The following is a 15,446-nucleotide window of genomic DNA, read 5'->3' on the forward strand; positions in this document are numbered from 1 at the left end:
TCAGAGTCGCTGTCTGAATCAGAGTCGGAGTCGCTGTCAGAGTCACTTTCGTCAGTAGAATTTGATCCACTATCTGCCCATGCGAGGATACCGCCTGCAGTTACTGGAATAGCCGCCCAAGCTAAAGGATTATAATTATCACCGTATAATAATGGTTCAATATTTTCTAATGGTTGGTAATTTACTGCGTCTAACAATAAACCTTCGTCATTGGTAAAACGCGCCCAAATCAACTGATCTGATTCATCACCAAAAACTAAGCTATTATCTGTTGCTGCTGTTTCACTAAAGAAATCTTCGATAATAATTACTTCACCATTTTTGAGGTGAATAACTACGCTAGTACCTTCTCTTTTTACTTCCAAAACATCATTCGGCGAAACTTTTATAAGAACCACGGATGGTTCTTTTAATTTCACAGATGTCCCAGAAAGAGTAGCTAAGGTGTCATGACTACCTTTCGCTACAACTTTAATATCTGCCATAAATATCCTAGCACTATAGTTTTAATTAAAGAGCCATCCCCTGATTTAAAACATAGCGACTTAATAAACATGTATTTTAAAACTACTATTAAAACACATATGTATAAACAAAATAATACATAGGACTTATACAGATCAGGCAGGCTTTTTATAAACTTAAGATTAAAAATAAAAAACAAAATTAAACATAACCCATTGTTTTTAGTTGTAAAATTTTAAAGTAACTTAACAAAAATCCAATTATTATTCAAAACAACCTATATGTTCAGATTAAAAGCTATCGATTATGAAAAATATTCTTAGCTAAATTACCAAATATTTATTTTTTCTTAATTAATATATTTATCACGCAGAATAAAATGATTTAAATAAAATATATACCCTACACATAAAATACTGCGCTATCGCTTTAAATCAAATCATCTGAGATTAATTTTTACTATATTTTTTCAAATATCCTGACTAAATCAGTTGGATTTCTCTTTTTTTGATTCTAAATGCAAATATTTTTGAATTAAATCGGCTAACCCTTTGAACTAAAGTAGTTATCACAGAATATAGTTTATCTATTAATGAAAAATACACTACTTAATAAATCTTAATAATAATAAAATTAAATAAAATATTATCAAATAATATTAAGTGCAACACATCACACTTATATAGTTTAATGAAATATAAAACACATGGAATTCCCGATTAAAATAAACAGAATTAGCTAAAAAATAATCAATAAATTGATTATTTTTTGATCAATTAAACTTTTTTTTTGTAACTTTAGTAATGAATTATCAAAAAATAGAATGAGTAACTCAAATAATGATCTATTTTATAGATCACCAACATTTTCAAAATCGTAGACGATATTCGTAAAGCCATAAAAAAAGCACCTGATCACTTGTATCAGATGCTTTAAAATCGGATTAGAAATCAACGTTCTCGTAATGCCTCATTGGCTTTATTAAATGGTTTTAACAAGTAATCTAAGACAGTTTTTCCACCTGTCTTAATATCTACTGTTGCCACCATACCAGGCGTAATTGAGAATGACTTTCCTGCTTTATTTTGCAGCTTATCTGTGTCGGTACGTATATATACGCGATAGTAGAACTGATCTTGTTTAACTTCATCACGAATAGTGTCTGGAGAGATCACTTTAACCTTACCTTTTAAGCCACCATAAATTGAGTAGTCATAAGCAGTAATTTTAACTAAAGCCTCTTGATTTGGACGAATAAAAGCAATATCTCTTGGTGAAATACGGGCCTCAATCAACAATTGATCCTCTAACGGTACAATCGTCATTAATTTACCATTTTGTGGAACAACACCACCAATAGTCATCACATCAATTTCTTTCACAATTCCGCGTACTGGCGCTTTAAATACAGCTCGATTCAACGCATCAGAGCGACCTTTCACCACCTGACCTTGTTGTTCAATATCTGTGTTCGCCTTAGCCAATTCCTCACGCGCTTTTACAAAATATTGATTTTGAATATCACTCATCTGATTACGCAGTTCATTGGCTTGACGTTTAAGTCGCAGCACTTCAACTTCACTGGCTGCCCCTTTAGCAACCAAAGGCTCAGTCATGTTTAACTCCTGTTCAACCAGAGTCAACGCACGCTTTAAACCTGCCAGTGAAGATGTTAAATTTTCACGTCGAGTGTGATATAGCAAAGTCTCTTCCTGCATCAATTTAGGTTCACTATGAACCGAGTCAGGAAAGACCAATTTTGTTCCATTTACTTCAGCGCGTAAACGCGCTGCTGTTGCTTGTGCAGAAAGTAACAATGACTTCGATTCATCAACATTCGAAGCGAAACGTGTTGGATCAAGCTCAGCTAAAACCTGCCCTTCCTTAACCATATCACCTTCTTTTACATTGAGTTTGGTTAAGATTCCGCCCTCTAGTGATTGAATAATCTGATCCTTTGAGGACGGCACAACTTTACCTGTACCTGTGGAAACTTCCTCAAGCTCAAATATCGCCGCCCAAGTTAACAATGCTCCCAAACCAATACAAATAATCCAAATCAAATAACTGGCTTTAGGTAAAGGCGGTTCTTTATGGCTGAGTTGCAGCGTATTTTTACTCTTCTTATTCAAACCACTCATGCTTGTACTCCAGTGGTAGGTGTCTCAGGTTTAGCTTGATTGTTATTTAAAATTTGATCCCGTGGCCCATCCATAACGATTCGGCCATTATTAACCACAATAATACGGTCAACCAACTCAAGAACTGCCCGGCGATGCGTTGCAACCACTAAAGTGCGGTGACCTAACCAAGTTTTCAAATGATCAATTAATTGTTTCTCAGTAACATCATCTATAGAAGCAGTAGGTTCATCTAACAACAATACATTGGGCTGACAAAGTAATAAACGCGTCAGTAATAATGCTTGACGCTGACCACCAGAAAAACCACCACCGCCTTCAAGAACGATATGCTCTAAACCTTCTTTTTTAGCCTGAACAAAACCTAAGGCCCCAGTAATATTGAGTGCTTTTAAAATATCATCATCACTGCTTAATGGTGCACCCAATGTCAAGTTTTCTCGAACCGTCCCATAAAACAAATGGGCATTTTGGTTTAATAAACCGACATCACGGCGTACATCAGCAGGGTCAAGCAAATGTAGATCTACACCATCGAGTTGTAAATTTCCTCGATCTGGTTGCTGCATTCCTGACATCAACTGCAATAAGGTTGATTTACCAGCACCATTGCGACCTAAGATAGCAATACGCTCTCCTGGTTTAATTTCTAATTTTTGAATCATCAGACTTGGGCTAGGATCATCTTCAGCATACTTAAATGAAACATTTTCAAACTGATATTGACCATTAATCGCTGCACGCTGAATCAACTGTGCACGATCTGGCTGATCGACTGGCCTACGCATCAGTTCATCTAAGCTTTGTTTTGCTGTTTTAGACTGCTGTAAGCGTGCCAAAACTGAAGAAATATTCGCAATCGGGGCGAGCATACGCGATGATAAAATCGAGCAAGCAACCAATGCACCTGTCGTCATATCACCTTCCATCACAGAAAAACAGCCAACAAGGACAACAATAGCGAAAGTTAAGCCTTGTATTTTTTGTGTCCATGTTGAAATAAAATGCGTAATCTTACGCTGCTTCATACTGATGGTCGCTGAAACCTCATTCATGTGATTCCATTGATTTTGAAAACGTGATTCAGCACGCAACAGTTTAATATCTTCAATACCTTGTACAGATTCAACCAAGATCGCATTACGAATGGAAGATTCCCGCATCCCCTCTTGTGCTAACTTAGCCAAAGTTTTTTGCGCCAAAATACCTGGTAAGATCATCAATGGCACAATAATCACAATCACCCAAAATAGATTGCCACCGATTAACCAGAAAATCCCCAAGAACATGAAAAAGAAAGGTAAGTCAGCAATCGCTGAAATAGTGGTTGAGGTCACCATTTCACGTATATTTTCCAATTCACGAATCTGTGAAATAAAAGTACCCGTAGACTTAGAGCGTTCTTTATTGGTAATTCTTAATGCATGGCCAAACACACGATCAGAAATCTTTAAATCAGCTCGTTTACCAATCATGTCTGAGATATGGGCTCGAGCTAAGCGCAATACAAACTCAAATACCGCAGCCAAGATAACGCCACTAAATAATACCCACAGTGTTGGGATAGACTGTGAAGGTACGACTCGGTCATAGACGTTCATTGAAAATACAATCGTCGCAAGTGCGAGAATATTTGCCAATAACGAGGCAAATAAAATATCGATGTATCGCTTCCAGTCTTTAAGAACAATGCTCCAAAACCAGTTTTTCTCAAAAGGTTTGATATATTCATCTACTCGGGCATCAGCTACCGATATTTCAGGACGAAGAATATAAGCAACTGCAATATGTTCCAGTAAATCGACTGTACTAAAACTTTGCGCTAAACCTTGATCACCACTCATTTGAACACTGAGATTACCTTGATCATCAGCTTTATCAATGACTCCCACCTGACCATCTTTAAATCCAACCACAAGGGGTAAACGCCACGGATTTAATAAATCAACGCTAAATTCAGCCTTTCGTATACTGAGCCCGACCTGACGAGTAATCATATGCAAAGCATCATCTAAGGTTTGATGATCACCCCAATTTAACTCTAAGCGAATCCGCTCTTCAGATGGTTCAATCCGATAATGTTTTGCAACAGTAATAATCGCTTGTAACCACGGCTGGGTATTGATTTTATTACTCATGGTCTGACCTCTACCCCTTGAATGGTTAAATTATTCAGCTGATAAACATCACGTGCATTACCACTAATCGCAATAAACTGCACTAAACTGCTATAAATGTCATAGCGGTTAGTTTCAATTTGCATACTGGCACTATGAATACTTTGTTCAGCATTAAGTAGGTCCACCACGGTACGTGTGCCTAACTTATATTGTTCTTGGTATAACTCTTTGGTACGAACTGAAATCGATTGTTGTTGAATCAGTACATCCATTTGCCGTTTTTTATTTTCAATATTTTCACGGGTAGAACGTACCTGATTCAGTACCTCTAATTGCACGGCATTCACTTGCGCACGTGCGGCCTGTTCTGCATAACTGGCTGAACGAGAACGTGATGCCGTTGCACCACCTTGATAAAAATTACTATTGGCTTCAAGCATAATAGAATTATACATTCCATTATCTTCGCGGTTATTGGGGTTAACACCATTGACTGCCTGACTGAGAGAGCCTTTTACATTCAATGTTGGATAACGACTCAAATCAACTTGTTGTTTCTGCAGTTTGGCAACTTCAATTTCAGCTTGTGCTGCCATCATCTTAGGTATTTTACTGAACTCCGCAGGTTCAAAAACCTTAGAGTTCTGCAATAAACCATCGGGTAATTTCCATGCTGTACCACGTGCATCGAAATTCAATAACGTACGTAATTTTTCTTGGTAAAGCGCTAATTGAGTTTGCTGTGAAATCAAATTAGAACGTGCTGCTTGTAAATAAGACTGTGCTTGTACTGGATCGGCTTGACTACTAATACCAGCTTTAGCACGTAGATCAGCAATTTCGGCTATGCGTGCAATACCAGCAATTTGATCTTGAGCAATCTGACATAACACTTGATAGCGGTTGATGTTAACCAGCGCATCTGCGGTTTGACTTGCGATATCATCTATATTGATCAACACATTGGCTTGGTTGACTAACAGTTTTGCCCGTTGCTCGCTCACCAAGCTTTTGGTTTTACCAAAATCATAAAGCATTTGAGTGGCATTAATACTAATAAGCTGTCGCCCACCTTCGCCATGACTCATATCCCCCGTGGAGATACCACCTGAAATTTGCGGATAGTAGTTGGACTTTGCGACATCTATATTGGCATTTTGTGACGATAAATTGGCTATACTCTGACTAATCTGTGGATGACGTGTCACAGCTCTTTGAATTGCACTATAAAAATCTAGACTCTCAAAAGCAGACTGCTGCATGTACAGCGCCTGATTGCTTTGTTTGACTGAACCTGTATTCGCTTGATAACCAATTGTCGGTAAACGATCAACTTGTGTCTGGTCAAATTCATATTTAGCCAATCGATTTAGATTGATCGTCTTGTAATCATCATTTGCTTTTGGTGCCAAAAGCTGATTTAACTGATTGAAGCCAGTTTTTAACGATGTTCCAAACGCTGATTGCTCAAAAGAAGATTGACTAGAATTTTGTTCAAGAGGAATATCTTGCAGATTTATTGGACGTGCCTGTTCTGTGCCATTACGAGCTAATGCTGTGCAGGGATATAACATCAAAAACAGTACACATACACTTAATCTTTTAGTTAAAAATGAGTGATGATGACCGAGCACGTAAATTCTCTAAACTATATTTACACTTATAATGCACGAATTATACATATTATTAATATTTTAATCCTACTTATATTTATTAATTTAATCATTAAGTTGACACAATATTCTTCTTAAACACTAAAATGAAATATAAATAATAATCCATAATTATCAATGTGTTATAAAGATTTAAATTAAAAATTAAAAATATTTAATTTATATAAGCTACACCACAAAACTAATAAACTCATCAGTTAATCTAAAATAAAATCCTTTTTGGGCTAAATATAATGCATTTCTCTTTAATAATATGTGATGCATGTTGAATTAATGCAATATAGTTTTTAGAAAAACTTAACACCATGCTAAAAGCAAATCAGTTCGTAAACTCAGCGTTAATCAAGTGAATTTTTTTTCAAAAAAAAGCCTCCCTAAATTTTAAGGAGGCTGAGTAAATTAAGTTTAAATTTTAAAATTTAGTACTTAACCAGGATAAATACCACGTTCTTGACGAGCTTCTAAGATACGCTCACATGCCAAAATATAGGCAGCTGTACGTAATGTACACTGATGTTCTTCAGCACTACTCCACACATCGTTAATTGCTTGAATAAGTAATTTATCTAGGCGTTCATTAATTTCTTCTTCTGTCCAGAAGTAACTCGCCATATCCTGTACCCATTCGAAGTAACTCACCGTTACACCACCGGCATTACAAATTACATCAGGCACAACAACGATATTTCGCTCAACCAACACATCGTCTGCTGCTGGTAAAGTTGGCCCGTTGGCTCCCTCAAGCACGATTTTTGCTTTCAAGCGCTGTGCTCGATCAACAGTAATCTGACTTTCCAAAGCAGCAGGGATCATAATTTCAACTGAAGCATCCCAGAAATCCTCATCATCAGCAACTTGGGCATCTGCAAAACCTTTGACTCCACGATGCTCGGCAACATGCTGTACAAGTTTAGGAAGATCTAAACCATTTTCATTGTAAATCGTTCCACTATGGTCTTGTACCCAAGTCACGATAGCGCCCGCATCAGCGAATAATAATGCAGCTTCACTTCCAACATTACCAAACCCCTGTACTGCAACCTTAGCACCATGAATAGGTAAGTTAATCCGATTTGCAATGTGGCGACCAGTAATAAATACACCACGCCCAGTTGCCTTAACGCGCCCAAGCGAACCACCCAAATGAATAGGCTTACCTGTGACCACACCTGTAACGGTATAACCCACTGAGGAAGAGTAAGTATCCATCATCCACCCCATAATGCTGCCATTTGTACCAACATCAGGTGCAGGAATGTCTTTTTGCGGCCCAATAATTGGACTAATTTCTGCCGTAAAGCGACGAGTTAAACGTTCCAGTTCACGTTTTGATAGTTTACTTGGATCTACACGAACACCACCTTTGGCACCACCAAAGGGTAAATTAACGACTGCGGATTTAATTGTCATCCAAGCAGATAATGCCATAACTTCATTTAAGTCAACATCGGGATGATAACGAATCCCCCCCTTGCCTGGACCCCTAGATAAGTTATGTTGTACACGATAACCCTCAAAATGCTGAATAGTACCATCATCCATCACAATCGGTACGTCTACGATTAAGCAACGTTTTGGTCGTTTTAGTGTATTAATATAATCTGATAAGTGTGTCAGATAAGGAGCAACACGATCAATTTGCGCAAGGTATGTCTGCCAAGCACCATGACTGTCATTGCCATAAGAAAGATCCATATTTACCGTCCTTTACACAAAAATTTAAACTTTAGTTCATACAAGCTTTTGATTCATAAATAGATACTGATAAATAATATACGCAGCTAAGCGCGCAGTTTTATTATCCGTATCAAAAGAGGGATTACATTCAGCAAAATCAAGTAAACGTACTTTTCCACTTTGTACAATCTGTTCAAAAACCCACTCAAAACTTGCTAAGTCAATCCCTCTCACCGCTGGGGCACTTACACCAGGGGCGATATGAGCACTAAAAACATCGAGATCAATCGTGACATATAGGTCGTCAAGCTCTGTAATAAAATGTTCTACTTTGGTCGTTATTTCCAAGTTTTTTGTACTATTAAACTCATGATCATATACATATTGGCAATTCAAATCGTGAGCTGTATCAAACAGTATTTTTGTATTGGAATGTTGAGCAACTCCCAGACATAAATAATGAAAACTCTGACCACGCTGTTTGCTCAATTGTGCAGCTTGAAAAAACGGTGTACCTGAACTTGCCACCGGATCACGACGCAAGTCTAAATGTGCATCAAAATTAATGATGCCAATTCGACGCTGTGGATGGTGCCGACGGTTGTAATCAAACAAACCTTGAAAGCTTGCAAATGCAACCTCATGACCACCACCTAAAACAATAGGCTTAAACCCTTTTGCTAAATTTTGCATAAGGACTGCAGACAGTTCGGTTTGTGCTTGTTCCAATTGACCATTTTGGCAAGTCACATCACCCAAATCAGCAATATTTAAAGGAGTATGTACGGGTAAGTTGGCCAATTGTTTTCGAATTGCCTGCGGTCCTGCGGCAGCACCGACTCGCCCCTGATTACGTCGTACACCTTCATCTGAAGCAAAACCAAGTAATACATATTGTGGTTGTATCGTTTGATTCATCACATGATGTATACGCCAATGTGCAGGCCCATCACCATCATGTCGACCTTGCCATTTAAAATCTTGTTGCATATCTATAATCCACTATTCTTTTTATTTGCATTTAAAGGACTTATAAGTTGCTGTATACAGGTATAAAGCTGTAAAACTAGTTAAAACAGCACTTCTTGTCCATGTCGAATAATACGTTTTGATAAATCCCCACCTAACCAATAACTTATCTCGGCAGGATGTTGAATCTTCCAAGCGACAAAATCCGCTTTTTTCCCCACTTCTAAACTTCCATATTGCGTTTCAATCCCTAAAGCTTTTGCAGCATGTAGCGTCACCCCTGCTAAGGCTTGCTCAGGTGTTAACTCAAATAAGGTGCACCCCATATTCATGACCAAACGTAAGGATAAAACAGGGGATGTTCCTGGGTTCAGATCAGTAGATATTGCAATCGCCACACCATGTCGCTTTAAACTTTCAAGTGGTGGATATTGTTTTTCACGTAATAAATAAAAAGCACCTGGTAGGAGTACAGCAACCGTTCCAGATTGTGCCATGGCTTGAACGTCAGCTTCTGTCATATACTCCAGATGATCTGCTGACAAAGCTCGATAACGCGCAGCTAAACTCGAACCACCTAATGCAGATAATTGTTCTGCATGCAACTTAACTGGTAAGCCCAAAGCGTGTGCTGCTTGAAATAAACGTTCAACCTGCTCAGGCTGAAACGCTAGATGTTCACAAAAAGCATCTACAACATCAACCAATTGTTCTGCATGCAGTTTCGGCAACATTTCTGTGCAAATATAATCAATATACTCATCACTCCTCCCGACAAACTCAGGTGGCAGTGCGTGTGCTGCTAAACAAGTGCTCTTAACCGTCAAGGGTAGTTCCACAGCTAACTGACGAATTACTCTTAACATTTTACGTTCAGACAAATAATCTAGGCCATAGCCTGATTTAATCTCAATGGTTGTCACACCCTCCAAACGCAGTTGTTCAATCCTTTGCCGTGCACTCAGCAATAACTCACTTTCACTTGCCTGCCGTGTTGCACGTACAGTACTCATGATGCCACCACCTTGCGCAGCAATCTCAGCATAAGATAAGCCTTGCAGCCGTTGTTCAAACTCGATACTACGATTGCCAGCAAATACGCTATGTGTATGACAGTCAATTAAACCAGGTGTTAACCATGCCCCATCCAAATCAATTGTTTCAGCAGTGCTTAAATCGAGCTGAGTCATTGCATCAGCAGCTGTTCCAATCCACTGAATCTGCTGTGCTTCTGTAATTAAAGCTGCATTTTCAATGATTGAATATCGACCATTTTGCATAGTCGCTATATGGCAGTTGTGCCAGTACTTTTTCATGACTCACTCCATGGCCAAGATTTAATTTTTACAATGAGCAGACAATAAGCTCCACTGCAATCAAGCTTGATCACTCTCTAACACATTGATGTTTGCTCGTTTACAGTGGAACTGATCTATTTAAATCAATAACTAAGACTCTGCTTCAGGCTTCAAAGTTTTAGTGGTTTGTTCAATCATATGTTGTTTCGGTTTTATCCAAATCATGTAGGTAACGCTGAGTAATGCCAACCAGCCAAATCCAACATAAATTGCAGGTCGTGAATCAGGGAAATAAGCCATCATGCCAAGTACTGCCAACAAAAACATGATTGCAAGTGCTGGGGCATACGGCCAACCGATAATTGGAAAACCTAGCTGTTTAACGCTTTCGGCTGACATATTACGGCGCATAAACACCTGTGAAACCAAAATCATCAACCATACCCAAACCGTTGCAAAAGTTGCGATTGCAGCGATCAATAAGAAAATGTCTTCAGGCATCAAATAATTTAATACAACACCGACGAGTAGCACCACAACCATCATGACTACAGTCATCCACGGCACACCATTTTTAGACACTTTCTGGAAAACGCGTGGCGCTTGACCTGAACTTGCCATTCCGTACAACATGCGTCCTGCACCAAAAACATCACTGTTAATCGCAGATACCGCCGCCGTAATCACCACAATATTTAAAATTGTAGCAGCAGATTCAATACCTAAATTTTGAAAGATCTGTACAAATGGGCTGCCTTGGCTACCAATTTGATTCCATGGGAAAATCGACATCAATACAAAAATTGTTAGTACATAAAATAGTAAGATACGCACAGGGACAGCATTAATCGCTTTAGGAATTGAAGTCTTCGGATCAGCCGATTCTCCAGCGGTAATCCCAATGATTTCAATACCACCAAAAGCAAATACGACAACTGTAAAACAGGCAATGAATCCCATAATCCCATTTGGCATAAAACCATCATGAATCCATAGGTTTTGTATACCTGTTGCTACCGTATGGTGATCGACCTGAAAGCCATAAGACATCAGTACCAAGCCACCTAAAATCATGCCAACAATTGCAGTGACTTTAATAATCGAAAGCCAAAACTCTAACTCACCAAAAACCTTGACGTGAATTAAATTGATGGCCCCCAAGAACATGATTAAAGATAAAATCCAAATCCATCGAGGTACATCTGGGTACCAGAAGCCCATATAGATACTAAATGCAGTGACATCTGCAAGTGCCACGATGATCATTTCCAATACATAAGTCCAGCCTGTGGTAAACCCAGCAAGTGGACCAATATATCGAGTCGCATAATGGCTAAATGATCCTGAAACAGGATCTTTAACTGCCATTTCACCCAGTGCACGCATCACAATATAAATCGCAATACCTGCAATAATATACGCCAGTAATACTGATGGCCCGGCCATCTTTATCGCTGCCGCAGAACCGTAAAACAAACCCGTCCCAATTGCCGATCCCAAAGCGAGGAATCGAATATGACGCGTGTTTAGACCACGCGCTAACTTAGAATTATTTGACATGTCATCTCCAGTCCTTGAAGTTTTAATGTTTAATGCTATTCCTTTGATCACACCATGCTGTGCTAAATACTCGGCAATAGATCAGCGATCAATAAAGTATTTAGGCAGCCACTGCCAAGCAATTCACTTGCTTGTTCGATATCAGGGGCAAAAAAACGATCTTCACTGTAATAAGGAACTTGTGTTCTTAAAATCTTTCTTGCTTGTTCAAGTTTAGGCGAACTCTTTAAACCTTCACGAAAATCGAGACCCTGACAAGCACCTAACCATTCCACAGCCAAAACACCACGCGTGTTTTCAGCCATTTCCCACAACCGCTTACCTGCATTTGGAGCCATTGAGACATGGTCTTCTTGGTTAGCCGATGTTGGTAAACTGTCTACGCTTGCTGGATGTGCCAATGCTTTGTTATCACTCGCCAAAGCAGCTGCAGTCACCTGTGCAATCATAAAGCCAGAATTTACCCCACCATTAGCCACTAAAAAAGGCGGCAATTGTGACATATGTCGGTCCATCATCATAGAGATACGACGTTCTGAGAGTGAACCAATTTCAGCAATCGCCAATGCCAAGTTATCTGCTGCCATCGCAACGGGTTCAGCGTGGAAATTCCCCCCTGAAATCACATCACCTTCTGCAGCAAATACCAATGGGTTATCAGATACAGCATTCGATTCAATAGCCAACACTTCTGCAGCTTGACGAATTTGAGTTAAACATGCGCCCATCACCTGAGGTTGGCAGCGCAGTGAGTACGGATCTTGTACTTTAGAGCAGTCTTTATGTGATTCAGAAACTTCACTACCTTCGGTCAATAAATCTCGATATGCTGCTGCAACATCAATTTGCCCTTGTTGACCACGTACCGCGTGTACGCGTGCATCAAATGGTGCACGTGAACCCAGCATTGCTTCAACACTCAGACCACCACAAACTGTTGCAGCCGCAAATAGGTCTTCAGCTTCAAACAGACCACGCAAAGCATAAGCAGTTGAAACTTGAGTACCATTTAACAGTGCCAAGCCTTCTTTTGCAGCCAATGAAATTGGCTCCAGTCCAGCAATCTTTAATGCTTCAACCGCAGGCAACCATTGACCTTTATAACGTGCTTTACTTTCACCCAGTAAAACCAATGACATATGAGCCAAAGGCGCCAAGTCACCAGAAGCACCCACAGACCCTTTTAATGGGATATGTGGATAAACTTCAGCATTAATTAATGCCAATAGCGCTTCAATAACTTTTAAACGAATACCCGAAAAACCACGAGCTAAACTATTGGCTTTGAGTAACATGATTAAACGCACCATGTTGTCATCTAATGCCGCACCTACACCAGCAGCGTGGGACAATACCAATGAGCGTTGTAATTTTTCTAAATCTTCATTGGCAATTTTTGTCGAGGCCAATAAACCAAAACCCGTATTGATACCGTAGGCTGTACGTCCTTCAGCAACAATTGCATTAACACAAGCAACACTTGCTTCAATCGCAGCGTGTGCACTGTGATCGAGTTCAACTTTAATGGGATTTAAATACGCTTCGCGTAGATCAGCGAGTTTTAATTGTCCTGGGTGTAAAAGTATATTCATTGTAATTTCCAGATGTTTTTCGATTATTTTTACCTAAACAATAACGGGTCTTTGGGCTATTGTTTAGGTTTTTAGCTTTGCTTTATCACTAACCTGTGATCATTGGAAGCTTTAAGCCTTGTTCCTTGGCACATTGTACAGCGATGTCATAACCTGCATCGGCATGACGCATAACGCCTGTTGCAGGATCATTGGTCAATACTCTTGCAATACGTGCAGCGGCCTCATCGGTACCATCGCACACAATCACTACCCCAGAATGCTGTGAGAAGCCCATACCTACACCACCACCGTGGTGTAAAGACACCCAAGTTGCTCCACCAGCAGTATTGAGTAATGCATTTAATAATGGCCAATCCGATACAGCATCTGAGCCATCTTGCATGGCCTCAGTTTCACGGTTAGGACTTGAAACAGAACCTGAATCTAAATGATCACGACCAATGACGATCGGAGCAGAAACTTCACCGCTACGGACCATTTCATTGAAAGCTAGGCCCAATTTGGCACGTAGACCAAGGCCAACCCAACATATACGTGCAGGTAAACCTTGGAAACTAATACGTTCACGTGCCATATCTAACCAACGATGTAAATGTGCATCATCAGGAATTAATTCTTTCACTTTAGCATCTGTGCGATAGATATCTTCAGGATCTCCTGACAAAGCCACCCAACGGAAAGGCCCTATCCCACGGCAAAATAATGGTCGGATATATGCTGGTACAAAACCTGGAAAATCAAAGGCATTGGTCACACCTTGCTCTTTTGCCATTTGACGAATGTTATTGCCATAGTCAAAAGTCGCAATACCCATTGCTTGAAAATCCAACATCGCTTGAACATGTTTTGCCATAGACTGTTTGGCTGCTTTGACAACCGCATCAGGCTCTGTTTTGGAACGTTGGCGGTATTCTTCCCATGTCCAACCTATTGGTAAATAACCATTAAGTGGATCATGTGCACTGGTTTGATCCGTGACCATATCTGGGCGTACACCACGGCGTACCAATTCAGGTAAAATTTCTGCCGCATTTCCATGAAGTGCAATTGAAATCGCTTTACCTTGTTGCGTATATTTTTCAATTCTTGCTAAAGCATCGTCTAGATCAGTGGCCTGCTCATCGACATAACGTGTACGTAAGCGAAAATCGATACTACTTTGTTGACACTCAATATTTAAAGAACAAGCACCCGCTAAAGTTGCTGCCAGTGGCTGCGCACCACCCATCCCACCTAGACCTGCAGTTAAGACCCAACACCCAGTTAAGTCACCATTAAAATGTTGTCGACCAGCTTCGACGAAGGTTTCGTAAGTTCCTTGAACGATCCCTTGGCTACCAATATAAATCCATGAACCAGCTGTCATCTGGCCATACATAGCCAAACCTTTTGCATCTAGTTCATTAAAGTGTTCCCAATTTGCCCAATGTGGTACCAAATTAGAATTGGCTAACAATACGCGAGGTGCGTCAGCATGCGTTTTAAAAACACCTACTGGTTTACCTGATTGCACCAATAATGTTTCATCATCTTCCAGATTTTTTAATGTATCAATGATTTTGTCATAACATTCCCAGTTACGCGCGGCACGACCAATACCACCATAAACCACCAACTCTTTAGGATTCTCAGCGACATCAGGATCTAGGTTATTCATGAGCATACGTAATGGTGCTTCTGTTAGCCAACTTTTGGCGTTCAGTGTTGTACCTCGTGGTGCTCTGATTTCCACATCTCTATATTTTGTAATTTCCTTTGACACTGTCAAAACTCCTTATTGAACAGTTGAACCTTAAAACTTTACCTTAATTAACATACATGAATATGTATTTACTTATCTATACAAGTACATAATACACAGCAAAATAAGCTCTTGTGAAGATGCTGAAATAAAAAAATGATTAATTAAAAATAAGGTACTGTTTTTTATTTATTTATATTTTAAAAA

10 protein-coding genes are annotated in these 15,446 nt (G+C 39.5%); all 10 read right to left on the reverse strand.

Features of this window, described 5'->3' with window-relative positions; genetic code table 11:
• Positions 1-485, reverse strand: a 485-nt coding sequence (locus Aru01_RS07810; RefSeq protein WP_042111263.1) for a BapA/Bap/LapF family prefix-like domain-containing protein, incomplete at its 3' end; no start/stop codon positions are given.
• 930 nt (positions 486-1,415) lie between these two features.
• A complete protein-coding gene (locus Aru01_RS07815) occupies positions 1,416-2,606 on the reverse strand; it encodes an HlyD family type I secretion periplasmic adaptor subunit (RefSeq protein ID WP_016655632.1) in 1,191 nt (396 codons plus the stop codon).
• Complete coding sequence (locus Aru01_RS07820; protein WP_016655631.1) at positions 2,603-4,744, reverse strand: type I secretion system permease/ATPase; 2,142 nt, start codon at positions 4,742-4,744, stop codon at positions 2,603-2,605. The genes Aru01_RS07815 and Aru01_RS07820 overlap by 4 nt, the downstream gene beginning before the upstream one ends.
• Positions 4,741-6,300, reverse strand: coding sequence for a TolC family protein (locus Aru01_RS07825; RefSeq protein ID WP_051145763.1), 1,560 nt, complete (start codon positions 6,298-6,300; stop codon positions 4,741-4,743). The genes Aru01_RS07820 and Aru01_RS07825 overlap by 4 nt, the downstream gene beginning before the upstream one ends.
• A gap of 525 nt (positions 6,301-6,825) precedes the next feature.
• Positions 6,826-8,094, reverse strand: coding sequence for a Glu/Leu/Phe/Val family dehydrogenase (locus Aru01_RS07830; RefSeq protein ID WP_016655629.1), 1,269 nt, complete (start codon positions 8,092-8,094; stop codon positions 6,826-6,828).
• A 36-nt stretch (positions 8,095-8,130) separates the two neighbouring features.
• The gene (gene hutG / locus Aru01_RS07835) at positions 8,131-9,066 is read right to left on the reverse strand and encodes a formimidoylglutamase (protein ID WP_016655628.1); all 936 of its coding nucleotides are present in this window, start codon (positions 9,064-9,066) and stop codon (positions 8,131-8,133) included.
• An 80-nt stretch (positions 9,067-9,146) separates the two neighbouring features.
• Positions 9,147-10,361, reverse strand: a complete 1,215-nt coding sequence (hutI, locus tag Aru01_RS07840; protein ID WP_016655627.1) for an imidazolonepropionase — start codon at positions 10,359-10,361, stop codon at positions 9,147-9,149.
• Positions 10,362-10,493: 132 nt separating this feature from the next.
• Positions 10,494-11,903, reverse strand: a complete 1,410-nt coding sequence (locus Aru01_RS07845; RefSeq protein ID WP_016655626.1) for an amino acid permease — start codon at positions 11,901-11,903, stop codon at positions 10,494-10,496.
• Positions 11,904-11,965: 62 nt separating this feature from the next.
• Positions 11,966-13,495 carry a histidine ammonia-lyase gene (hutH, locus tag Aru01_RS07850; protein ID WP_016655625.1) on the reverse strand — a complete coding sequence of 510 codons (1,530 nt, stop codon included), beginning with the start codon at positions 13,493-13,495 and terminating at the stop codon, positions 11,966-11,968.
• A gap of 88 nt (positions 13,496-13,583) precedes the next feature.
• Positions 13,584-15,260, reverse strand: a complete 1,677-nt coding sequence (gene hutU / locus Aru01_RS07855; RefSeq protein WP_016655624.1) for a urocanate hydratase — start codon at positions 15,258-15,260, stop codon at positions 13,584-13,586.
• Positions 15,261-15,446: the final 186 nt, after the last annotated feature.

The organism is Acinetobacter rudis (assembly GCF_000829675.1).
In the GTDB taxonomy this organism is placed as follows: domain Bacteria; phylum Pseudomonadota; class Gammaproteobacteria; order Pseudomonadales; family Moraxellaceae; genus Acinetobacter; species Acinetobacter rudis.

Excerpts from the sequence above, each read along its gene's own strand:
- Aru01_RS07815 (WP_016655632.1), bottom strand. The coding sequence starts at position 2,606 with ATGAGTGGTTTGAATAAGAAGAGTAAAAATACGCTGCAACTCAGCCAT.
- Aru01_RS07820 (WP_016655631.1), bottom strand. The coding sequence starts at position 4,744 with ATGAGTAATAAAATCAATACCCAGCCGTGGTTACAAGCGATTATTACT.
- Aru01_RS07825 (WP_051145763.1), bottom strand. The coding sequence starts at position 6,300 with ATGTTATATCCCTGCACAGCATTAGCTCGTAATGGCACAGAACAGGCA.
- Aru01_RS07830 (WP_016655629.1), bottom strand. The coding sequence starts at position 8,094 with ATGGATCTTTCTTATGGCAATGACAGTCATGGTGCTTGGCAGACATAC.
- hutG (WP_016655628.1), bottom strand. The coding sequence starts at position 9,066 with ATGCAACAAGATTTTAAATGGCAAGGTCGACATGATGGTGATGGGCCT.
- hutI (WP_016655627.1), bottom strand. The coding sequence starts at position 10,361 with ATGAAAAAGTACTGGCACAACTGCCATATAGCGACTATGCAAAATGGT.
- Aru01_RS07845 (WP_016655626.1), bottom strand. The coding sequence starts at position 11,903 with ATGTCAAATAATTCTAAGTTAGCGCGTGGTCTAAACACGCGTCATATT.
- hutH (WP_016655625.1), bottom strand. The coding sequence starts at position 13,495 with ATGAATATACTTTTACACCCAGGACAATTAAAACTCGCTGATCTACGC.